This window comes from Arthrobacter sp. CDRTa11, assembly GCF_026427775.1.
Taxonomy (GTDB): domain Bacteria; phylum Actinomycetota; class Actinomycetes; order Actinomycetales; family Micrococcaceae; genus Arthrobacter.
Window position 1 is genome coordinate 5,113,426 of the sequence record NZ_CP044532.1, and the last position, 23,125, is coordinate 5,136,550.

Annotated in this window: 16 protein-coding genes; 2 read left to right on the forward strand and 14 right to left on the reverse strand. The window is 64.4% G+C overall.

The genetic code is table 11. The annotated features are described in order from the left end of the window. Positions 1-102: 102 nt before the first annotated feature. From F8G81_RS23325 to F8G81_RS23375, 11 genes are all read right to left on the reverse strand, one after another. Positions 103-1,572 carry a glycosyl hydrolase gene (locus F8G81_RS23325; protein WP_267276976.1) on the reverse strand — a complete coding sequence of 490 codons (1,470 nt, stop codon included), beginning with the start codon at positions 1,570-1,572 and terminating at the stop codon, positions 103-105. Between the two features lie 27 nt (positions 1,573-1,599). Continuing rightward, positions 1,600-7,116, reverse strand: coding sequence for a DUF4082 domain-containing protein (locus F8G81_RS23330; RefSeq protein WP_267276977.1), 5,517 nt, complete (start codon positions 7,114-7,116; stop codon positions 1,600-1,602). A gap of 304 nt (positions 7,117-7,420) precedes the next feature. Next, entirely contained in the window at positions 7,421-8,749 is a 1,329-nt protein-coding gene (locus F8G81_RS23335) for a M18 family aminopeptidase (RefSeq protein ID WP_267276978.1), read from the reverse strand. 41 nt (positions 8,750-8,790) lie between these two features. Next, on the reverse strand, positions 8,791-9,675 hold the full coding sequence (locus F8G81_RS23340; protein WP_267276979.1) for an intradiol ring-cleavage dioxygenase: 885 nt from the start codon (positions 9,673-9,675) through the stop codon (positions 8,791-8,793). A 62-nt stretch (positions 9,676-9,737) separates the two neighbouring features. Next, on the reverse strand, positions 9,738-10,430 hold the full coding sequence (locus F8G81_RS23345; RefSeq protein ID WP_267276980.1) for a response regulator: 693 nt from the start codon (positions 10,428-10,430) through the stop codon (positions 9,738-9,740). Continuing rightward, on the reverse strand, positions 10,427-11,947 hold the full coding sequence (locus F8G81_RS23350) for a sensor histidine kinase (protein ID WP_267276981.1): 1,521 nt from the start codon (positions 11,945-11,947) through the stop codon (positions 10,427-10,429). The genes F8G81_RS23345 and F8G81_RS23350 overlap by 4 nt, the downstream gene beginning before the upstream one ends. 25 nt (positions 11,948-11,972) lie before the next feature. Beyond that, complete coding sequence (locus F8G81_RS23355) at positions 11,973-12,875, reverse strand: ABC transporter permease (RefSeq protein ID WP_267276982.1); 903 nt, start codon at positions 12,873-12,875, stop codon at positions 11,973-11,975. 2 nt (positions 12,876-12,877) lie between these two features. Further along, entirely contained in the window at positions 12,878-13,822 is a 945-nt protein-coding gene (locus tag F8G81_RS23360; RefSeq protein WP_267276983.1) for an ABC transporter ATP-binding protein, read from the reverse strand. Positions 13,823-14,041: 219 nt separating this feature from the next. Next, positions 14,042-15,538: a bifunctional phosphatase PAP2/diacylglycerol kinase family protein gene (locus tag F8G81_RS23365; protein WP_267276984.1), complete on the reverse strand. Its 1,497-nt coding sequence runs from the start codon at positions 15,536-15,538 to the stop codon at positions 14,042-14,044. Positions 15,539-15,633: 95 nt separating this feature from the next. Next, positions 15,634-16,830, reverse strand: coding sequence for an MFS transporter (locus F8G81_RS23370; protein ID WP_267276985.1), 1,197 nt, complete (start codon positions 16,828-16,830; stop codon positions 15,634-15,636). Further along, positions 16,827-17,600 carry a DeoR/GlpR family DNA-binding transcription regulator gene (locus F8G81_RS23375; protein ID WP_267276986.1) on the reverse strand — a complete coding sequence of 258 codons (774 nt, stop codon included), beginning with the start codon at positions 17,598-17,600 and terminating at the stop codon, positions 16,827-16,829. The genes F8G81_RS23370 and F8G81_RS23375 overlap by 4 nt, the downstream gene beginning before the upstream one ends. Positions 17,601-17,669: 69 nt before the next feature. On the opposite strand from F8G81_RS23375, the gene F8G81_RS23380 reads away from it, so the two are divergent. Further along, positions 17,670-18,014 (forward strand): toxin-antitoxin system YwqK family antitoxin, encoded by a 345-nt coding sequence (locus F8G81_RS23380; protein WP_267276987.1) that lies wholly within the window; start codon positions 17,670-17,672, stop codon positions 18,012-18,014. 82 nt (positions 18,015-18,096) lie between these two features. Here F8G81_RS23380 and F8G81_RS23385 read toward each other — a convergent pair whose 3' ends face one another. From F8G81_RS23385 to F8G81_RS23395, 3 genes are all read right to left on the reverse strand, one after another. Beyond that, positions 18,097-19,779 (reverse strand): ABC-F family ATP-binding cassette domain-containing protein, encoded by a 1,683-nt coding sequence (locus F8G81_RS23385; protein ID WP_267276988.1) that lies wholly within the window; start codon positions 19,777-19,779, stop codon positions 18,097-18,099. 99 nt (positions 19,780-19,878) lie between these two features. Further along, positions 19,879-21,867: a penicillin-binding transpeptidase domain-containing protein gene (locus F8G81_RS23390; RefSeq protein WP_267276989.1), complete on the reverse strand. Its 1,989-nt coding sequence runs from the start codon at positions 21,865-21,867 to the stop codon at positions 19,879-19,881. 70 nt (positions 21,868-21,937) lie between these two features. Next, on the reverse strand, positions 21,938-22,372 hold the full coding sequence (locus F8G81_RS23395) for a winged helix-turn-helix transcriptional regulator (RefSeq protein ID WP_267279346.1): 435 nt from the start codon (positions 22,370-22,372) through the stop codon (positions 21,938-21,940). 91 nt (positions 22,373-22,463) lie between these two features. Between F8G81_RS23395 and F8G81_RS23400 the strand changes: the two genes are divergently transcribed. Continuing rightward, entirely contained in the window at positions 22,464-23,069 is a 606-nt protein-coding gene (locus F8G81_RS23400; protein WP_267276990.1) for an NAD(P)-dependent oxidoreductase, read from the forward strand. The last annotated feature ends 56 nt before the right edge of the window (positions 23,070-23,125 follow it).

The following is a 23,125-nucleotide window of genomic DNA, read 5'->3' on the forward strand; positions in this document are numbered from 1 at the left end:
CGAGTCCGCGGTTCCTGGCAAGGACAGGGCGTTGTCGTTCCGGCCGTAGCAGGGCCGCGGGCTGCAAGAGGCTTCGAAGGGAGCCTGACAGGGTCATAGTGCCTAGCCTTTCGAGGGTATTCCGGTCAAGGTGAAGACGGAGCCGGCAGCGGCCGTATAAGTGACTGATCCGTCCGCCAGCACGGCAGGCTCGCCGGACTCCATGTCCCGGGTGGCGTCCGTGGCGTAGCTCGCGAGCTGCACGTCCTGGCTTATCCCGGGCGTGTCCAGCCTCGCCTCCACTGGACGGTCGGAGGTGTTGTTGCCGAAAAACGTGATGCGCCCCGTCGTCTGGTCGCGGAAGGCAACAACCTGGATACCTTCGTCCGCGGAAGAGGCCGCAATCCGGACGGCGTTCCTTGGGGTATGCCTGATCAGTTGCTGCATGACGTAATAGGTTTTGCGGGGTGTGTACTTTCCCGTCCCTTGGTCATAGCCGAGCAGGCCCCAGTAGCCCATGCTTTCGTGGTGTTCGTAATAGCCATCCCAGGCGTCGTACTGCTGCAGCCCTGCGGCGCCCTGCTCCAGGAGATTCAGAGCGTCGGCAGCCGTTGCCGCGGCGGATGACCAGTCCATGGGGTTGGGCGATCCGGCGTCACAGCCAGGGCAGGGACCGGAAAACTCGGTAACCCAGAAGTCTGGCCCTGGGTTGGCTGCCCTGCGCAGGGCACTCTCCATCCCGGCGGAATCACCGTCATAGCTATGGATGGCGATGTGTGCCAACCGGGACATCACCAGGGGGTCCTGGGCCAGGACAGGGAGGTACTCCGAGACGGCCTTGGCGGCGGACGCCGTATCCGGCGCTGCGAGACGGATATCCGAAAAGCCCAGCCCGTCCAGGCGGACTATGAGCTTGTGGAGGAGCCGCACGTATTGCTCGGGCCCAACCTGGGGACCTTCAATGCCATTCCAGTCCGTCTCATTCATGGGGCCGAGGAGCTTGAAGTCCAGGCCCCGGACTTCACGGCCGTACGCCACCATCGAGGCGATCATCCGAACCCAGTGGTCTTCACGGGATTCATCGATCCGGTTGCCGCCCATCCAGCCGGGCACTCCGCCCATGACGTTGATCATGACCTGCTGGTCCGGCTTGGAATTGATGTACTCGATGGTGTCCCAAAGGTCGGCCATCTTGCCGCGCTCATAGATGGAGGAGTAAAGGGCCCAGTCGATGGTTTCTGTGCCGCCGGGAACTTCCTCCGTTTCCCAGTCCGCTTTGTCGATGATGACCCGCCAGGTCACCTCGCCCAGGTCCGCGATTTTGTCGATGGCCGGTTTTAGTTCCCCGTTATTCCAGCTGTGGACGTTGGCATTGACTCCCAGTCCGGACATCGTCTGGAATTCGTTCGCCGCGCCGGCCGGTTCTGTACGCGGGACGGGGCGCGTCCCGCCTGTGGACGGGGATGACGCGGATGGAGTCGCAGCGGGCGTTTTCTGCGCGCCTTCGTCGTTTGGGACAGCCGAGCAGCCCGCCGCGCTGACCGCCAAGACATAGGCGATCGCCAAAGCCACCCACTTCTTAGCCAGACTCATTCGCTGCACCTGGTTCCACATAGCTGGCTACGAACGGCTGAAAACGACGTCGACCCAGTAGTTTGTGTTCTTGAAACTGTCAGTGGGGAAGCCCGTGCTGCCGTAGCGGTATACCCCGTTCGCCCCGTCCACCCCGCTCGCGAGCCCGTGCAGCGGAGGATTATCGGTAGACGCACTGCTGAAGTAATCCTTCGTCGATGAGTAGAAGCCGACGGTCGTGTGATAGGACACCACGTAGGTTGTGTTGGCTGCGATAGGCACTGGCGAGGAGAACATCGCCTGCTGCCAGCCCGAACCCGTCTCGCCGACAAAGGTGACGGAGGACAGCAAGGCCCCTGATGACGACCACAGGTGTCCTGTATGCGTGCCGCTGTTGGAGCTGCCCTTGAAGAACCGGACTCCTGTCACCGTGCCGGCCACATCTGACCGGAACTTCATCCCCACTTCCACCGCTTTCCTGTCGTTGGTGTTCACCGTGGCGGGCACGGCTGTGGGGCTGAAAACGCTGCAAGGGCAGGCAGCCGGGGCTGCCTTGGTGGTGAAACTCCAGGAAAACGGTGCACTCATAGCTGTGCCGGAGGCGTTTGTGGCGCCGCTGACAGTCGCCGTGAACGTTGTGCTGAACGGCAACACCGACGCCGGAGAGAAGGTGGAGGTATTTGTGGATGCGCTGTAGGTTGCTGAACCCGCCACCGCTGTGCCAAAAGCATCCTTCAGGGTGAACACCACGGAAGATCCGGTTACGGCCTGATTGAAGGTGGCCGTCGGTTTCACGCTCTCCGGCACCGACGTGGCGTTATTGGCGGGCGAGACTGCCACCACCGCAGGCGCAGCACCCGCGGTGCCCGTGCTGAAGATGACGTCCACCCAGTAATTGGTGTTGTTGAAACTGTCCATCGGGAAGGCAGCAGCACCGTAGCGGAAAACCCCGTTGGGGCCGTCCACGCCGCTGGCGAGCCCATGCAGAGGGGCCCGGTCTGTGGCGGAGGAAAAGAATCCACTGCTGGAGGAGTAGAACCCCTCCGGCGCGAAGTAGGAGACCACGTACGTGGTGTTCGCAGCGATCGGTACCGGTGACGAGAAGAGTGCTTGCTGCCACCCTGAGGCGGTCTCCTCCTCAAATGTCACGGATGCCAGGAGTGTCCCAGTGGAGGTCCATAGGTGCCCGATATGCGTCCCGGTGTTGGCGCTGCCCTTATAAAAGCGGACGCCGGTCACCGTTCCCGTAATATCCGAACGGAATTTCATTCCGAGTTCCACCGAGTTGCTGTCCTCGGTGGATACCGTCGCGGGGACAGCATTGGGAGTGAATACCGAGCACGGGCAGGCCACGGGCGCCGCCGCGGTCGTGAATGTCCAGGAGTGCGGTGCGCTCATCGTCTGGCCGGCGGCATTCCTGGCGCCGCTGACAGTCGCCGTATAGGTGGTGTTGAAGCCCAGGGCCGCCCCCGGCGTGAACGTGGCCGTGGTGGTACCCGAATCGTAGGCCACGGTCCCCGCCACGGCCGCGTTGGCGGCATCCCTGAGGGTGAAGGTCACTGAGGAGGCCGTCACGGCCTGGTTGAACGTCGCCGCTGGCTTCACATCTGCCGGTATACCGGTGGCGTTGTTTGCCGGAGACGTCGAGGAGACAGCCGGGAGCACAGGAACCGCGGTGGTGGTGAATGTCCAGGAGTAGGGTGCGCCCATGAGTTGGCCGGCCGCATTTGAGGCCCCACTGACGGTGGCCGTGTAGGTGGTGTTGTAGGAAAGGGCGGCGGACGGCGTAAACGTCGCCGTGTTGGTGGCGGCGTCGTACGCGGTGGTTCCGGCCACCGCGGCGTTTGCGGCATCCTTTACTGTGAAGACCACCGAAGAAGCGGTCACCGCCTGGTTGAACGCCGCCGTCGGCTTCACCGCGACCGCCACGTCTGCAGCATTGTTCGCCGGTGTCACGGATGTCACTGAGGGCGGCACCTCTGACGGTGTTGTGCTGAAGACCACGTCCACCCAGTAATTCGTGTTGTTGAAACTGGCCGTGGGGTAGCCGGAGGCCCCGTACCGATACACGCCGTTGGGCCCGTCGGTGCCGCTGGCGAGCCCGTGCAGCGGAGCCCTGTCCGCTGAGGTTCCAAAGAAGCCGCTGTTCGCCGAGTAGTGCCCGTTGGGTGCATGGTAGGACACCACATAGGTCGTATTCGCCGTAATGTCCACAGGGGTGGAGAAGTTCGCCTGCTGCCAGCCGGACGCCGTCTCGCCTGCAAAGGTAACAGAGGCAAGGAGCGTCCCAGTGGCGGACCAGAGATGTCCGGTGTGCGTGCCCGTGTTGGTGGTTCCCTTGTAGAAGCGGACTCCGTTGACGCTGCCTGGCACGTCGGAGCGGAACTTCATGCCCACTTCCACCGCGTTGGCATCATTCTCGGACGCAACGGCGGGAACGGACGTCGCGCTGAAGACCGTGCACGGGCACGGGGCCGGGGCCGCCGCCGTCGTGAACGTCCAAGAGTAAGGGGCCACCATTGTCTGGCCGGAAGCGTTGGTGGCGCCGCTGACTGTCGCCGTATACGTGGTGCTGTAGGCCAGGGCCGCCGAGGGCGTGAAAGTGGCTGTATTTGAGGCGGAGTCAAAGGCAGAAGAACCAGCGACAGTATTATTGGCCGCGTCCTTCAGTCCGAACACCACGGAGGAACCGGTGACGGCCTGGTTGAAGGTTGCTGCGGGCTTAACGTTCACTGCCACGCCCGTTGCCTTGTCCCCCGGCGACACAGACAACACTGTCGGGGCCGTCGGGGCGGCCGCCGTCGTGAACGTCCAGGAGTAGGGCTGGGCCATGGTTTGCCCGGCTGCGTTCCTGGCGCCGCTAACTGTGGCCGTATAGGTGGTCCCATAAGCGAGGGCACTTGCCGGCGTAAAGACGGCCGTGTTTGTGGGAGAGTCGTATGCCAGTGAACCCGCCACCGTGGCACCTGCCGGGTTCTTGAGTGTGAACGCTATCGATGACCCAGTGACGGCTTGGTTGAATGTCACTGAAGGCTTGATCGTCAGGGCAACCCCGGTTGCACCGCTGGAGGGTGACACGGAGGATACCGCGGGCGCTGCTGTCCCCGTAGGACTGAAGAGCGCGTCAACCCAGTAGTACTCGGCGTCGTAAATCTGGTCTGGGAACCCTGAAGTCGAGCCGTACCTGTAGAAACCGTTAGGCGCGCCCGGGACGCTGCGCGTGAAGTGCAGGGGTGCGCTGTCCGTGGCGTTGATCCCCCCGGAAGGCGAGGGGTTGTTGTAGAAGTAGCCTGAGTCCTGGGCGTAGTGGCTCTGCGGGGCGAAGTAGGACACCACGTATTTTGTGTTCGCCGTGATCGCGAGCGGCGGAGTCAAGGCAGCAGTTTGCCACCCAGTGGCCGATTCCCCCGTGAAGGTCGCCGTGGCCAGCCTTTGCCCGGATTCACTCCACACGCTTCCCGTATGGGTGCCGGTGTTCCGGCTGGACTTGAAGAACCGGACAGCGCTGATGGTTCCGGGTACATCGGAGTAGAACTTGGCGCCTACTTCAATGGACCCGGAATCGCCCGCGTCCGCCACTGCCGGAGCCACGTTCGCACCCACCAGCGAGCAGGGGCAGGAGACATTGACCACGACTCCGGGGGAACCGGATTCCAGGTTGCCACTGTCGTCCACTGCCCTGGAGCGCAGCACTGACGTCGGGCTGCCATGAGCGTTCCAGGAGTACGTCCAGTTGGTGGTGCCGTTCGCACGGCGCCAGGTGGTTCCGCCGTCGGTGGAAACCTCCACCCCCGCCACGGCGCCCCCGGCGTCGGTGGCTGTCCCCGTTACCGTGACAAGGGTGCCGTCCGGCAGAGTCGCACCCGGCGCCGGAGATGTGACCGTCGAGCTTGGGGCGGTGGCATCTACGGAGGGCTGGGCAGCGGTCAGGCCAGCAATGAGCGTGGCCGGCTGGGAATCCATGTCGGCAAAAAGATTGACCGTGGCCTGTTGCATGTTCGGGTCAATTGCCTTGCCCGTGGTGAAGGCATCCAGCCCCCAGGACCATTGAACCGTGCCGGCACCGAAGACCAAGGCGCCGCTGCTGGCCTTGTACATCGTGAGGTTGTGGGTTGCCGCTTGACCGTTCAGCGTACGGGATCCGTAGTCCGTGAATATCTCGGCGTTAGTGCTGTTGGTGTGGGACAGACGGAATGCACCAGGTGGGCGGAAGCCGTTGTCTGCGTCGATGTCCCACTCATAGCCAAGGGTCCCCAACCCGGCACCCAGTGTTACTGAGGCACCGTTTGCCATGCCGGGAATGGAGGTTCCGCGCCAGAGCCGGAGGTGCTTGAAGGCCGATGGCACTACGATGTCCGTGGTCCCTGAGTTCACCAGGAACAACTGGCCGGTTACGGCATTCTCGGGATTGCCGCCGCCCCTTGCTGTCCCGTACCGGGGGTCTCGCCACGTACCCGTCCAAGAGACCGGATCCGTGTTGCCATCAAAGTGGGTGTCCTTATACGACACAAGGGTGCGGCCCGCCGTGTTGCTTCCGTCAGAACTGGGTTCCCACCTCGTTTTCCAAAACATCTCGTTGCCGCTGAAGAAGGCCAGGTGCACTCCGGCATCCCGGGCGGCTTCAATGTTCGCGCGCTGCTCGCCGGACCAATACTCATCGTGACCGACGGACAGGAATGCTTTGTGGTTGAGGAGCAGCGGAGCTTTGGTGGCAACATCGAGGCCGCTCATGTAGCTCACGTCGTAGCCGTTCGCCTCCATGAACCGGATCATGGGATATTCGGCGTACATCAGCCAGCTGCGGCCCTGGTCATCCAGCGCCGAATTGAATGGCCTGTTGTAGGACACTTTGAAGGCTGCCTTGTAGGCGAGCGGATTGCCCGGCGGGCAGGCAACGGTGCAGCTGTACAGGCTGTTGCCGCCGTAGGTGTTGTAGGCCTGCCAGGTCGAGTCGGACGTCTGGAACAACATGTCCGACTTTGCGGCGTCGTCGCGGACGACGAACGGAATAACGCTCGCGGCACTGTTGTCCGTCCTGACCAGCCGGGCCAGGTAGACCCCTGATACCGCCGACGCCGGCACCGGCCAGGAGGCGGAAACAGCCCAGTTTCCGCAGTCAATCAGGCCTGTTGCCGGGAACGTGGCGCAGTTCGGTTGGGCCTGCGGCAGGGGTACCGAAGGAAGAATGTTGGGAGCGACTTTGCGGGCACCAAGCCCCTGGTAGTAGCCCAGCCGATAGATGTCGATCCGGTACGCGGAGGCCGTCGTCTTGACCTTGAAGGTGACGGTCTGACCCACGTTGACGCTCATCGACGTCGCATAGCCCTGGATGGTGCTGTTGCCCGCGCCCGCCACCTGCCACTCCGACGCCGGGCTGCCGGGCTGGGTATTCTCGCAGGCAACCTTGCTGACCACCGGCGCATCGCACGGACCTGCGGCGCGGGCAGGAGCCAGCAGCGACGGATCGGCCGCGACGGAGAGCGTCGAAACAATCAGTGCGAGGATCAGGGCAGGGACACCCTGCTTGAGGATCCGCCGGGAGAACAATCCAGGTGCAGACTTCATTTTTCGGCTCCATAGTCGCGGCACAACCACGCAGCGGCAGGATCCGGGTCTGCACTCCCGTTTCCTGCCAGCGGCACCGGCTTCCCGGCACCTGCTGTCGCATTCAGATAGTTGTTACCGGTGTCCAGCGGGTGGCGAGACTATGAGTCTCTCCGCCATGCGGCCCGGAACCATGGACCGCATGCCCACGGGGCATCCGTATTGTTCAACCGTAGGCTTGGCCGCAGCCGGGCACTAGGAAAGCATGCCGACTATGTGGGTATCCGCACCAGCTTTGTGGTGCGGAAATCCTGCTGAAAAAGTCCTACGGCGAGGTCCTGAAGAACAGCTCCGCCACCCTGGCCAGCCAGTGCGGATCCTCCACCCCGCACAGCTCACGGGCGGAATGCATCGAGAGCAGCGGCACCCCAACGTCTACCGTTCGGATGCCCAGCCGCGTCGCAGTCAAAGGCCCGATCGTTGAGCCGCACGGCATCACATTGTTTGAGACGAATTCCTGGTACGGCACCTTGGCCTCGCCACACAGCTTCGCCCAGAAGGCAGCCCCGTTGGCATCCGTGGCATAGCGCTGGTTGGCGTTGATCTTCAGCAGGGGCCCGCCGTTAAGCACAGGATGATTGGCGGGATCGTGCCGCTCCGCATAGTTGGGGTGCACGGCGTGGCCCGCGTCTGCGGATACACAGAACGACGCCGCCAGGGCCTGACGCCGTTGGCTCGCCGTCGCACCAAGGCCGTCGGAGATACGGACCAGCACGTCTTCGAGGATGGGACCGCAGGCCCCGGAACGGGAATTGGAGCCGATTTCCTCATGGTCGAACGCTGCCAGGACGGCGATGGGCGCTGTACCGCCCGGCACTGCCCCGTCCGGCCCAGGGCCGGAGGCGCCGTGCGCAATCAGTGCCATCAGCCCGGCATGCGTGGCGGACAGGTTATCCAGCCGCCCGGAGGCAAAGAACTCACTGTTGGCGCCAAAAACGGAAGGGGCCTGCGTGTCCGCAATAACGACGTCGTACCCTCCGATCTCAGCCGCGTTCACAGAGCCGACCCCGGACACGTGGGCCGCCAGCACTCCCAGCAGGTCAACCCCGGCCGGGTCCCCGAGCCCCCACACCGGGTTCATGTGCCGCTGCTTGTCCAGGGTGAGGGCGTCATTCACCGCACGGTCCAGGTGGATGGCCAGTTGGGGGAAGCGCAGCAGGGGACCGGTGGCGGTGAGGTGTTGTGTGCCGTCCAGCATCACCAGCCTGCCAGCCAGCCGCAGTTCACGGTCCAGCCAGGAGTTCAGCAGCGGACCACCGTAGATTTCAACCCCGGCCTGCAGCCACCCGTGGGCGCCAATGGTGGGCTTCGGCTTGAGCTTGAACGACGGCGAATCCGTGTGCGAACCCACAATGTTGAAGCCGGTAGTGGGGCCTGCCGCCTCCGGAACCACCCAGGCGATGAGGGCGCCATCACGGATGATGTAGAACGATCCCGCCCGAGCCTCCCATGGATCCCGCTCGTCGAGCCCCGTGAAGCCGGCCTCCTCCAGCCGCCGTGCCGCTTCGTGGACGGCATGAAAGCTCGACGGCGAGGCGCTGACATATGCGCCGAGGTCCTGGATGTGGTCAGCGGCGGTGGAAGGCAAAGGCATGGTCTCGAGTCTAGTGCCGGGCCACGGCCCCACCTGCGGCGCTAGATGGTGACGTTGAGCCCCGCCGTATAACCCGTGGCACCAGATCCTGACATCGTGGCCAGCTGGTAGATGCCGCCGTCCTCGCGGAACACCATGTCCGATTGCAGGGTGGTGCTGGGGAAATTGCTGGCGCTGGCTTCGTAGCCTGTCCTGGAATACACGTCACGGCAGGAGGAATCGGTGAGGGCGATTTGGGAAACGGCCAGAACCTGCCCGGCCGACGCCGCGTTGCTCATGGATTCAAACACTTCAAAGTGGATGTGCGGCCAGCGTCCGCGGTAGGCCCCCGGGAAGATTGACGTGAAGGTGACCTGTCCGTTCGCGTCGGCTTCCTGGACGCCGCGGAGGTAGTTCTCGTCCGTCAGGCCCGAATCGTACATCGAGTACTTGCCGTCCTTGTCGCAATGCCATGCGTAGACGGCCGCCCCGGCCAGGGGCACGCAGCCGTTGGAGTTGTCCAGGAGCGTCAGGGTGAAGGTCAGTGGCACGCCGTCGGCCTTGGTGCCGGACGTCCCGAAGCTGGAGGTGATGTCCCGGCGGACAACTCCGGAGGCCTCCAGGACATTGGGGCCGTTGGAGCCGTCGCCGGGGTAGGGTCCTGCCGTTTCCTCGGGGATCTCCACGCCACACTCGGCAATGGCCCGGGTCACGGTGGGAGTAGCACTGGCAGAAGGCGCCACAGAGCCGGTTGCGGAGGCAGTTTCTGTAGCGGCGGCGGACGATGTGGCCGGGGCGGACGATGATCCCCCGGGAGTGCAGGCAGCCAATGCCGCGGCGGCGCCGCCGGCGCCGAGGAACATTCCCAGCGAACGGCGGCTCATGAGCGTGGACAGATCGAACTCAAGGCCGCGGTCGTGGTTGGGATGGGGCTCGTGATTGGTCATGCCTCCATCCAACCGCTAACGCCTGTAACGTGCATAGGGCATTCCTGTGTACGGGCTGTGCGTCAGTAGTCGGGGTTGCTTGGGACAACCAGACCTGTCTCGTAGGCATACACCACGGCCTGGACCCTGTCCCGCAGGTGGAGTTTGGTCAGGATCCTGCGGACATGCGTCTTGACTGTGGCTTCAGACAGGAAATAGCGGTGTGCGATCTCACCATTAGACAGCCCCTCGGCCATGGCCTCCAGCATCTCCGTTTCACGGGGCGTCAGGTCCTCCAGGAGGGGATCCCGTGGGGCTGCCGCGTTGGCAGGCCTGTGGGCACCGCGGACGTACGTTTCCAGCAGCCGCTGGGTGACCCGCGGGGCCACCACCGCGTCGCCGCTGGCCACCACGCGAACGGCATGAATCAGCTCTGACGGCGCCACGTCCTTCAGCAGGAAGGCGGACGCGCCTGCCTGCAGGCCGGCAAAAGCATACTCGTCCACATCAAAGGTGGTCAGGATGATGATCCTCGCCGCTGACCCGGACGCCGTGATGGCACGTGTTGCCTCGATGCCGTCCAGGACGGGCATTCGGACATCCATCAGCACAACGTCCGGGTTAAGCTCACGGACCTGACGCACAGCCTCGGCGCCGTCGGAGGCCTCGCCGACGATCCCGAGATCATCCTCACCTTCAAGGATGAGGCGGAAGCCCATTCGGAGCAGCGGCTGGTCGTCCACCAGGAGGACGGTGATGGGTTGGGAGTCTGTCATGCCTTGCCTTGCTGTTGAATTTGGGGCTCTTGGACTTGGGGCTGTTGAATTTCAGGCTCTTGGCCGGGGGGCTGGTGGATGTGGCTGTTGCTGGGTGGGAGCGGTTGTACAGGTGCCCCGCCAGCGGAATCCGGCCTGCCGGGCTGCCCGGCCTCCCGGTCACCAGGCCAGGTCAGCAGCGCCCGAACCCGCCAGCCGTGTCCGCTCCGGCCGGCCTCCACCGTGCCCGAATAGATCCGTGCCCGCTCCGCCATCCCCGCGAGCCCCTGGCCAGACCCGACACCAATGCCGGGCCCCACACCGGGCCCGGGCCCACCACCGGGCCCCGGGCCCGGTCCGAACGCGGAACCCGGGCCGGCTCCGCCAGGTTCAGAAGAGCCCTGCGCGGCATGCCCGGTGCCGTCGTCGAGCACGTCTATGGTCACGGTTGAGCCGGCACGGACAATGCCCACGTCCACGCGGCTGAGCGAGCGGCCGTACCGCAGCACATTCGTGAGGGATTCCTGCACGATCCGGTAGACCGTCAGCTGGAACGCCGCATCCTGGGGCAGCGCAGGGCCGGTGTGCGAGTAGTGCAGAGGGAGGCCGGCCGTGCGGAATCCCTCCAGCAGCTTGGCCAGGCTGTCTCCTGATGCGAGCGGTTGGCGTGGCGCGTTCCCCTGGGCGTCGTCCCGCAGGACACCCAGCACCCGCCGCATGTCGCCCAGGGCCATCCGGCCGGTACGGGAGAGCTCACTGAGGACTTCGCCGGCGCGGTCGGGACTTTTCCTGACCACGACGGCGGCGCCGTCCGACAGGCTGATCATCACCGTCAGCGAGTGCGCCACGACGTCGTGCATTTCGCGGGCGATCCGGTTCCGTTCGTTGACAGAGGCCAGGCTAGCCGTGCGGGCCGCCCAGGCGGCGATTTCCTGTTCGTGTTCCCGCCGCTGCCGCACGGAGATTCCGATGCCGGTGGCAATGACGTTGGAGAGCGCAATGGTGGCACCGGTGGCGATGCTGGTCAGGAGGTGGAAGTCCCCCGGATTGGCTCCCGGGTCATGGACAAAGGAATTTTCCATGGGGCCGACGGCGGCCAGAAGGTACAGCAGGGCCAGCGGCGCCGTAGCCAATGCCAGCGTCATCAGAGCGAACCGCCTCGTGTGCACCACTGCCACCGCGTACAGCGAGAACCATAGCCCGGCGGAAACATTGGAGCCCCAGGGATGGAGAAGCGTAACGGCCACTTCCATCACGGCCACAAAGGCCACCAGTGCCACAGGGTACGAGCGCCGGAAGAACATGGCTCCGGCCACCATGAGGAGGAGGGCGGCTGCCAGCCAACTGCCGGACATCACGGCATCCACCACCGTGGGGGCCACCAGCAGCGCATAGCTGAGGGCAACCAGCCCGTCCATCACCCGGGGGTGCTGGAAGAGGTAGCGGCGGATCGTGCCGCGGCGCTTGGCTGTGATCTCGGCAAAGGACGCGTCGGCCTGGCCGGCCGGCGCGTCCTTTACAGGTACTGCATGGGTCATGGGTTGAGCCTAGGCGAGCGGCCGCCTAAACATCACGTTTCTTCAGCACGACGGCGGCGAGCACCACCGGGATAACCACCCAGGCGCCCAGGACCAGGGCCGCCTGCCAGACTTCAAGGGTGTCGGGCGCGTGCTGGACGGCTGTTATGGCCTCTACCGTATTGCCGGGCAGGTACTTGCGTGTCTGGACAAAGAAGTCGCCCGGAATCAGCTGGAACGCAATCGGCGCCACAAAGAACAGGCCAACGAGGCTCATGATGCCGCCGGCCGAGTTCCGGAGCAGGGATCCCAGTGCCATGCCAATAGCGGCAACGGCTGCGACGTAGACGCTGTTGACGAGCAGCAACTTCACCGACTGGGAGCTGGACAGGTCCAGCTTGAGGTCGTAGTTGTCCAGGATTGGCAGGGCCACCAAACCAGCGAGGTACACCGAGACCGCGGTGACAATGAACGCGGTCAGCATCACCACCAGCAGTTTGGCTATGAAGGCCGGCGTCCGCTTCGGCACCGCTGCAAAGGTGGAGCGCGCCATCCCCGTTGCGAACTCGGAGCTCATCAGAAGTACGCCAAGCGATCCCAGGATGAGCTGGGCGAACGGAATGGCGGAGGTGGGGACGGTGATGGCCGGGTCCCCGCCCTGGGCGGCAAGCGCTGCGGCGGCTTGCGGGTCCCGCAATGCTTCCTCGGCGAACTGGCCAACACCCCAGGCTGAGAGCGCTCCGAAGCCAACCATTACCAGGATGGTGCAGCCGAGCAGGATGAGCGTGGAGAGCAGGGTGCGGAACTTGATGAATTCGGAGTTCAGCACGCGGAGGAAGGAGGGGCCCGGGCCGGTGCTGGTGGCGTCGCCGGGCAGTTTTCCGGAAACGACGGCGCCCGCATGCGCCCCGCGGCGGGAAGGCTTGGGGTCGAGGGTGGTTGAGCTCATAATCAGTTGCCTCCGGACTGGACGGGAGCAGTGTCCCCCGTGGTGATCAGCGAGTGGTATTCGACCTCATCCTTGGTCAGCTCCATGTAGGCCTCCTCAAGGCTTGCCTGCAGCGGGGTCAGTTCGTAGATCATGACGTGGCTGTCCAGCGCGGCGCGGGCGATCCGGCGCGGGTCCAGGCCGGTAACTTCGAGCAGCTCGTTTTCCTGCAGCTCAATGGAGACACCGTCCCCTGCGAGCAGCTGCATCAGCTGGTCCGGCTGGTCAGTCCGGACGCGGGTACGGATCCGGCCCTTGCCGTTGATAATGTCCCGGATCGGCGCATCGGCGATGATCCTCCCGCGGCCGATCACAATGAGGTGGTCCGCGGTGACAGCCATTTCGCTCATCAGGTGGCTGGACAGGAACACGGTGCGTCCCTCCGAGGCCAGGTACTTGACCAGGTTCCGGACCCAGACCACACCCTCCGGGTCGAGGCCATTGACGGGCTCGTCCAGGATGACGGTCTGCGGGTCCCCCAGCAGGGCAGCAGCAATTCCGAGCCGCTGTCCCATGCCGAGCGAAAAGCCGCCCACCTTCTTCTTGGCCACTTCTGCCAGGCCCGTCATTTCGATGACCTCGTGCACCCTCTTCTTCGGAATGCTGTGCGTGGCGGCCATGGCCCTCAGGTGGTTGTAAGCCGAGCGGCTGGTGTGGACGGCCTTGGCGTCCAGCAGCGCCCCGACGTCGCGCAGTGGCGCGGCGTGCCTGGCAAACGGTGCGCCGTTGACGGTCACCGTGCCCGACGTCGGACGGTCCAGTCCCATGATCATGCGCATGGTGGTGGATTTACCGGCGCCGTTGGGGCCCAGGAAGCCTGTCACCCGTCCTGCCTGGACGGTGAAGTCGACTCCGGCGACGGCGGTCTTCTCGCCGTACACCTTGGTCAGGCCTTTTGCCTCGATCATGGGAAGGTTCCTTCGAACAGCAGCTTTGGGCTGCGGGATGCGGGGAAGTTTTGGTGTGCATCCTCAACGCTACCGACGGAAGCTGCCGATTTCGCCGGTCTCAGGGATGATTCAGGGTTGAATCAGGGTAGTCCGCATGGATGACCGGCACCAGCTCTTTTGGCTGTTGTTCCCGTTAGGCCGGCACCACGTTTTTCAATTTTCAGGACAGGTTTTCCCTCAGGACATCGGTGAGTAGTACGTCAGAGCATGCCGTTCCACCCGGAAGTCAGCCCTGCGGACTCCCGCCAGTGCCTCGCCGTCCACGGCCAGCACCATGGGTGAACCGCCGGACTCAATGCGCAGGCTGGTGGCCTCGCTCAGGTGGGTGATCCGCGACGTGGCCACCGTACCGGTCAGGACGGACCAGAGCAGGCGGAGCCGGGCGAACAATTCGTCGGCGGTGATCATGCGGACGTCAAGGACGCCGTCATCCAGGACCGGACGCACCAGGGGAGCATGGTCCCTGGGGTAGTACCGGCCGCGCCCAATGTAGGCAATCCAGAGTTTGCGCCTCACCCCGTCAACCTTCAGCGTGGTGGGCGTTCCGGCTGCGAACGTCCGGAACATGGCCACAACTCCGGCGAGCGGCTTGCCCAGCGCCGGCTGCAGCTGCTCACGGCGCCGCACCAGATTCGGATACAGGCCGATGCTCGCAGTGTTGAGCATCACCAGCTCGGCAGTCTCCGGGTTTTCTGGAAGACCCCGCTCCACGGAAACTATCCCGACGTCGGCAAGAGCCGCTTCCCCGCTCCCGGCGGCAGCCAGGGCCGCCTTGAGGGACCCTGTGCCGGCGTCCCTTGCAAAGTGATTGAGGGTACCTCCGGGCAGGACCAGCAAGGGCAGCGAATGCTGGATCGCGGCAGCAGCCGCGGTGCCAACGGTTCCGTCGCCGCCCCAAACTCCCAGCGCAACGGTTCCTGGAAAGCGGGCGGTCGACTGGAGCTCCTCCTCCAGCTTCTCTCCCGCCTCGACAGTATTTATGTACGCCTTTGGGAATACTTCCTGGAGTGCCACCGCCGTCTCAGTCGTAAAGGATCCACCGAGCGTGTTCACCACAATGCTGAGTCCGTCACCGCCGGGCAGTTGCGGGGCTGAGGTCCGGCTGCGGGCGGTTTCAGGGAAGGGAGGACGGACCGGCCACCACTTTCGGGTGATGAGTGCTGCCCCCGCCCCGATGGCGGAACCGAACAGGACATCGGACGGCCAGTGTGCGCCGGTATGGACCCGTGAGTAGGCAACCCCAGCCGCCACCGGGGCCAGGGCCATGCCCAGCGACGGTCTGACCAGGCCTGCCCCCACCGCGAATGCAATCGCCGATGCGGAATGTCCGGACGGCATAGACGAACTGGTGGGCTGGGGATGCACAAACCGGAAAACAGGAAGGTGTTCCGGCAGCGGACGGGCCCGCGGCAGCAGGGTCTTGAACCCTATATTGGTCACGGCCGACGCCACAGCCTGCGCGATGAGTCCGTGCAGTGCGGCCCGCCGCGGCTTTCCGGGAAAGGCAGCCATCACCGCGGCCGCACCCATCCACAGCTTGCCGTGGTTGGCGGACGCGGAGAGACGGCGGAAAAAGGTGTCGTGGTTTCCGCCAGGGAAGTCTGAAACAGCCCGGACCAGGTGCCGGTCAAAGCGACTGATCCAGCCCGGGCTTCTGCCCCACATCCTGCGCATGTCCCCACCATACCGCCGGATTCCGCGGCCCTTCGCCTGCCTCGCAGCCCGTTACGGGTAAACCTGCCGCAGGCAGAGATGAATCCCGCCCGGAGCTACTTGGACGGCAGCGGTTTGGCTGCCCCGGCAAGCAGGAGCGCCACCACGATGGGGGCGAGGATCGCCAGCAGCGCCAGGTGGATTCCCGTGAGGTCCCCCAGGTATCCGAGCAGCGGGGGCCCAGCCAGGAAGGAGACATACCCCAAAGTGGATACAACGGAAACCCTTGCAGCCGCGCGCTTTGGGTCATCCGCCGCCGCGGACATTCCCATGGGGAACGTCAGGGCGGCACCGACGCCCCACAGCGCAGCTCCCACTGCCGCAAGCCACACGTTTCCGGCCAGCACAAACAGGCAAAGCCCGGCTGCTGCGGCCGCCATGCTGGCCCGCAGGACAACCACACGGCCATAAATGTCGATCACGCGGCCGCCAAAGAAGCGCATGGCCGTCATGGCAAGGACAAAGAGGGCAAACATCAGGGCGCCCGTGGACTCTGTGGTGTGGAGCCCGTCTACCGAGGCCTTGGCGATCCAGTCATTGCCGGCACCTTCGGTCAGGGTCGCTCCCAGTACCACCACCCCGATCAGCAGGGTCCGGCTGTCTCGCCAGGCAGAGGGCCCCTTGGCTGGCTTCGGTTCACCGTCGGCAGGAACAGCGGCGGGAAGATGAGGGAGGAAATAGCGCGGCATCAGCAGGGCCACCAGGCCCACGGCGCCGGCGATGACCAACAGGTGAACCGGCAGGCCAATTCCCAGGTTGGACAGGCCAGCACCGATCAACGCTCCCACAAACGCTCCACCGCTGAATGCGGCATGGAACTGCGGCATGATGGTGCGCCTGAGCCGGTGTTCGACGTCGGCCCCTTCGATGTTTTGGGCGACATCCCACAGACCAATCCCGATTCCGAAGAAGAACAGGCAAACGGCGGTGCCGGCAACGGATTCAGCGAGGAGTGACAGGGCAATGCCGACGCCTGACAGCGTTACCAGGACGCCCGCGGCGCGTACCGTGTTGGCCGTCCCGAGCTTGCCCACCACGAGCCCTGCGGTGGGCAGTGCGATCAGTGAACCGATGGCTGTGCACAGCAGGAGCGTGCCCATTTGTCCCGACGTCAGATGCAGCGTTTCGGTCACTGCGGGGATCCGGGCAGCCCAGCTGGCAAAAACCAGGCCGTTGATTCCGAAGACCACGAATGTGGCTATTGCTGCTGCCTTCAGGGCCGGTCCGGCTGTGGTGCTGGTATTGATGCTCATACATTCACTACTTCCACCGAGAGGTTGTTGAGCTGCGCGAGTTCCTGCACAGTAAGGTCCTTTTCAGTCACGATCACGTCCACGAGGTCCAGTTCGGCCACCAGCGCCATCGCCTTGGCATTCCATTTGGAGCCAGCGCAGGCAACAATCACCCGCCCCGAAGACTCCAGCCCGGCCCGCTTCACCGCGGCGTCGTCCAGGTCGTGCGCCAGCAGCCCGTCCTTGAGGTTCAAGGCGCAGGGTGTGACTACAGCGCTGTCAAAGCGGAGGGACCTGATGTTCGATTCCGCCATCGGTCCCCGGAAGCAGAGTTCGCCCGGGACGAGGCTCCCGCCAGGCAGGAGCAGCGAGGGACGTTGCCCGGCATTCCGGTCCTCGGCTGTTACCGCATTCAGGGAACGCAGGGACATGGGCATCAGGGTCAGCTGCCGGCCCCGCAGGGTCCTGGCGATTTCCGTGGCGGTTGTGCCGCTGTCCAACCACACGCGTTCCTGGTCCCGCAGCAATCCGGCCACACCGGCAGCGATACGCAGTTTGATGTCCTGGTCTTCAAGTTCACGCTGACCGTAGCCGGGGTTCTCCCCGCCCACGATGAGGCTCCTTGCACCGCCGTGGATCCGGCGAAGAACGCCGTGCGCTGCGAGCACTTCAAGATCGCGCCGGATGGTTGCTCCTGAGGCGTCGCAGGCCGCCGTCAGGTCCTCAACGCTCACTTCCGCCCGCTCGCGCAGGAGTTCCCCGATCAGCCGGTGGCGCTCATCGGTCTTCATGCTCAAATGCTAGCAATATTTGATCAATTAATCACGCGCTTGATCAAATGATGGCGGTACAGTGGCTGCATGGCTGATGAACTGTTCAAAGACGGCAAGGTATCGGGTACCGGTGAATACCTCAATGGTGAACGGCACGGCCGCTGGACGTTCTATTTCCGGAACGGTCAGGTGAAATCTGAAGCCGGATACGCCAACGGCCAGCTGGATGGACCGTGCGTCTGGTACCGCGAGGGCGGCGGACTGCTCCAGAAAGGCGCCTCCGTGGACGGCCAGCAGGACGGCTTCTGGCAGCGCTGGCACAGCACCGGCGATGTGATGGATGAAGGAAATTACGACGCCGGACGCAAGGTAGGCGAATGGGTCACCTATGCAGCGGACGGCTCAGAGACCAGACGCAGGGCGTATACGTAGCCAAACGCTCCCTCACTTTCTGCGGTAAAAATGCGAACGCTCTCGCATCAACCACCACTTCACTTGCCAGAGAGTATCCTTCTTAGCGGGCGCGCTCCACCCGTTTCTCGTCCCACACCGGTTCGGCCGATTCGTAGACGCGGCCGTCCGAACCGAACACCAGGAAGCGGTCAAAGGTGCGCGCGAACCAGCGGTCGTGCGTCACGGCCAGGACCGTCCCCTCGAAGTGGTCGATGGCCCGTTCCAGCGCCTCGGCAGAGTGCAGATCGAGGTTGTCGGTGGGCTCATCCAACAGCAACAGGGTTGCCCCGGAGAGCTGGAGCAGCAGGATCTGGAACCGTGCCTGCTGGCCGCCGGACAGGGACTCGTACTTCTGCTCCGACTGCCCGGCGAGGCCATAGCCATCCAGTGCCCCGGCCGCCGCCTCCCGGCCCAGCCCCGAGCGGTGTTCGTCGCCGCGGTGCAGGATTTCGAGCAGGGTCTTGCCCAGAAGGTCGGGCCGGACATGGGTCTGGGCAAAAAAGCCAGGCCGGATCCGGGCGCCGAGCTTAACGGTGCCTTCGTGCGGCACCTCGGCGATTTCAACATCTGACACCGGAACGTGCTCGCGCTCGGGATCCGTTCCGCCGGTGGCGAGCAGCCGCAGGAAATGGCTCTTGCCCGAGCCGTTTGAACCCAACACGCCAACGCGGTCGCCAAACCACACCTCCGTGGAGAACGGTTTCATCAGGCCGGTAAGTTCGAGCTTCTCCGCCACAATGGCGCGTTTGGCCGTGCGGCCGCCCTTGAGCCGCATCTTCACGTTCTGCTCGATCGGCAGGGCTTCCGGCGGGCCGGCTTCCAGGAACTTGGCCAGCCGTGTCTGGGCTGCGTGGTAGCGGTTGGCCATGTCGGAGCGGAACGCCGCCTTGTTTTTGTACATGTTGACGAGTTCCTTGAGCTTGATGTGCTCCTCGTCCCAGCGCTTTCGCAGTTCCTCAAAACGTGCGTTCCGGTCCGCGCGTGCATCGACATAGGAGCCGAAGCCACCGCCGTGGACCCACGCCCCGGCGCCGTTGATTCCGGGTTCCAGGGTGACGATACGGCCGGCGGCGTTGTTCAGCAGTTCGCGGTCGTGGCTGATGAAGAAGACGGTTTTTTTGGACTCGTTCAGTTTGTCCTCAAGCCAGCGTTTGCCGGGAACGTCCAGGTAGTTGTCCGGTTCATCCAGCAGCAGCAGTTCATCCGGCCCCGCAAACAGCGCCTCCAGGACAAGGCGCTTCTGCTCACCGCCGGAAAGGCTCGACGCCGGGCGGTGCTGTGCGCGGTCGAAGGGCAGTCCCAGGGCGGCCATGCAGACCTCGTCCCAGACAGTTTCCACGTCGTAGCCGCCGGCATCGCCCCAGTCCACGATGGCCTGGGCGTACCGCATCTGGCTGGGTTCGTCGTCGTGCTCAATCATCGCGAGCTCAGACTCGTCCACGGCGAGGGCGGCAGCTGCCAGAGCGGGCGGAGCGGCGGAAACCAGAAGGTCGCGGACCGTGGAGTCGTCGCGGACCTGGCCGACGAACTGGCGCATGATGCCCATATTCCCTGACCGTCCGATCACGCCTTCGTCAGGCGAAAGGTCACCGGAGATGATGCGGAAGAGGGTGGTTTTCCCGGTGCCGTTGGGGCCGATCAGCGCAGTTTTGGTGCCGTCCGGGACCTTAAAGGTCACGCCGTTGAGCAGCTGGGTGCCGTCGGAGAGGAAGTAATCGATGCCGGAAATGTCAATATGGGCCACGCCAACAATCTTCCCATGCCCACACCACCCCGAGTTTTAGTCCACTTATGGCGACTTCCGGGCGATCCAACCCGCCGTAAGTGGACGAAAACTCCGTCATTAGCCGGCGGCAGTCAGGAATTCCTTCAGCAGGGGCCCGGACGTGGTGGCTCCGAGGCCGCCGTCCTCCACGAAAACAGCCACCGCAAGGTCACCGTGCACGGCCACAATCCATGCGTGGGTTTTGGGCGGGTTCTCGTTGCCGAACTCGGCGGTTCCTGTTTTGGCTGCCACGGGCGCTCCCGGGACGCTGGCCAGGAACCCTGCATGGCCGGAGGTGACCACGGCCCGCATCATGTCCGCCAGTGCCGCAGCTTCCTCCTTGGTGATGGGCTTGTCGGATGCCTTGGACGGCGCCTCGGGCGTAACAGTCGACGTCGGCTGCCCGGCTTCAGCGCTCGGCTCGCCGGCAGTGTCGGCGGCGGGAGCACCGGCGTCGGGGTTCAGGACGAGCTGCGGTGAAACCGGCGCCCCCTTGGCCACTGATCCGGCCATCATGGCAGCGGCCAGCGGTGACAGCAGGACCTTGCCCTGCCCGATCATGGAGGCTGCATGTTCGGTGCCTGCAGCCTCACCTGGGACCGAGCCGAGGAAGGCATCCGCGCCAAGGGTGGGGGCTTCCACCGCCACTCCCATGGCCATTGCGGCAGCTTCTAGCTGCGCCTGGGTGACGTTGTCACGGGCCGCGATGAACGCCGTGTTGCAGGAGTGGGCAAAGGCATCGCGGAGCGTGACGGAGCCCAGTGAGCCGGCGGGATAGCCCTCGGCGTTCTTGAAGGTCCGGCCATCGACGGTGAGCGTAGGTGTGCACTCCACTTTTGAATCCGGAGTCATGCCGTTGCGGAGCATGGCCAACGAATCGATCATCTTGAAGGTGGACCCAGGGGCGTACTGGCCCAGCATCGCTGTGTTGTAGCCGTTGCTGCCGGGCCCGGAGGCGGCCGCCAGGACGGCACCTGAGGAGGGACGGACGGCAACGATGGCCGACGCCGGGCCCACCTTCGCCAGGACGGTTTCCGCCAGAGCCTGCAGGTTCGGATCAAGGGTGGTCTTCAACGGCGTGCCAGGTGTGGGCGCCACCTCGAAAACAACCCGCCGGGGATCGGGGCGGGCGGCTTGGATCTCCTCCTGCGTGAGGCCGGCGCGCTGGGCCCGGATCACTACCGCATCCGTGCCGCGGAGTTGGGCGTCGTACTGCTGCTGCAGTCCCCCTGTGCCAGTCACGTCACCGGCGGTCAGGGCGCCGTCGGATGCTTCAATCTGTTCGGCATTAGCCTCGCCGACAGAACCAAGCACTGCCCGCGCGAAGGTGCGGCTGGGCGCGAGCGGCAGGGTTGCCGGGATGGCCCGGGCGCCGGGTATCGCGGCGATCTGCTGGTCGGTGATGGTGCGGCCCTCCTCACGAAGGGTGATCGCCGAAACGAAGGCCTCGGGGCCGGAAGCGGCCACCTGCTGAGCGAAGGCGGCGGGATCCACGCCCACCAGTTCCGCCAGCTTCGTCGCCGACGCCGCAGGGTCTGCTGATCCCAGCTGGGGCTTGTCAATGCCGACATTAACCACGGGGCGGTACGTGACCAGCTTGGCGTCACCGGCGCCCAGAATGTCCGCTCGCGGCGGGGACTGGGAGTCCTTGGTGAGGATTTCGCCGTCGGCCAGGCCCGGCACCAATGCGGCAGGCTCCCACGCCGTCAGCCACCTATCGCCCGACTTGTTGAGTTTGGCGGAGACTGTGTACTTCCACTCAGCGCCACTGATCTTCCAGGTGTAGTTCAGCGGAACGGCGGCGGTATCGCCCTCCACCGTCACCTCACCGGCTTCAACCGCCGGCTTCTCCGGATCGAGTGCTTTGAAAACCTCAAGGAGCTGCTCGTTGGCGGCCGCGGAGTCCTTTCCGTCAAAGGCAACGGAGCCGACGTCGAGCGCGGAAACTGCCGCCGCAAGCTGCCCGGCGGCGTCCCTCGCACCGGCTTTGCCGTCGTCGCACGCAACCAAGGAGGTGCCGAGAATAAGTCCAATGATGGCAAGTGTCAGTTTTTTTGAGTTCCCCACCCGCGCTATTATGCCCCGTTTCTGCAGGGCTTCGGACCGGGCGAACCTGTTGGTCCGCGTTGGGAGGTTCTCAACCCAGGCGGGCGGCATCCTGGGCATCATCGTAGGCATCACGTGCATCCAGGATGGTGGGCACGTTGTCCTCGGCCCAGCGGCGAAGCGCAATGAGGGGTTCCAGGAGGGAGCGGCCCAAGGCGGTCAGTTCGTAGTCCACCCGGGGAGGGACCTGGGCAAAAACCTGCCTGGTGATCAGACCGTCCCGCTCGAGGGTCCGGAGCGTCTGCGTCAGAACCTTGGGTGTGACAAAGTAGACCATTTTCCTCAGTTCAGAGAACCTGACCGGGCCGTCCGCCAAAACCTGGATGACCAGGGAAGCCCACTTGTCCCCGATGCGCTGAAAGACCACACGGGAGGGACAGTCCGGCTCAAATACGTCAAAGGCGGGAGAGCTGTAGGCGCGGGAGTTGGAGGCGGGGGAGTTGGCGGCAGCGGCCCCGGTCTGCATGGTTTCCATGGGGTAACTGAGTTCCTTTGAAGCTATCAGTATCCACTGGATACTTTGGACCTCGTCAGCGTAGCAACCACGAAGGAGAATCATGAAAATTGCAGTTTATGGAGCCACGGGCATGATCGGCAGCCAGATCGTCAATGAGTCATTGACCCGCGGCCATCAGGTAACGGCCATCTCCCGCTCGGGCGCGGACGTGTCCGGCGCAGAATCTGTCGCAGCCCACCTCGCAGACGAAAGCACCTTCGCGGAAATCGCCAAGGATCACGACGCCGTTGTCCTCGCTACGGGACCCAGCCGCACCGGCGGGGACCACGGCGAATGGCTCGCAGCGATGGATACCGCGTACAGCAACGCTGAAGGGACCCGCCTCCTCATTGTGGGCGGCGCCGGCTCCCTGGAGATCGATGGCGTTCGGCTGGTCGATTCACCCGACTTTCCCGAAGCCTACAAAGCAGAGGCACTAACCCACGCAGCCGCCCTCAATGCTGTCCGGAAGGCTTCCGAGTCCCTGGACTGGACGGTATTTGCCCCGGCTCCCCTCATCCAGCCGGGCGAACGCACTGGCACGTATGTCACTGCCAAGGATTCCCCTGCAGGTGGCAGCATCTCCAGCCAGGACTATGCCGTTGCATTGCTCGATGAGATCGAAACGCCTGCCCACCGCCGGGCACGCTTCACCGCCGCAAACTAGTACGCACACCTTCGCGCGAACGAACACTTGAGGCCCCGCGAGACGGGGCCTCAAGT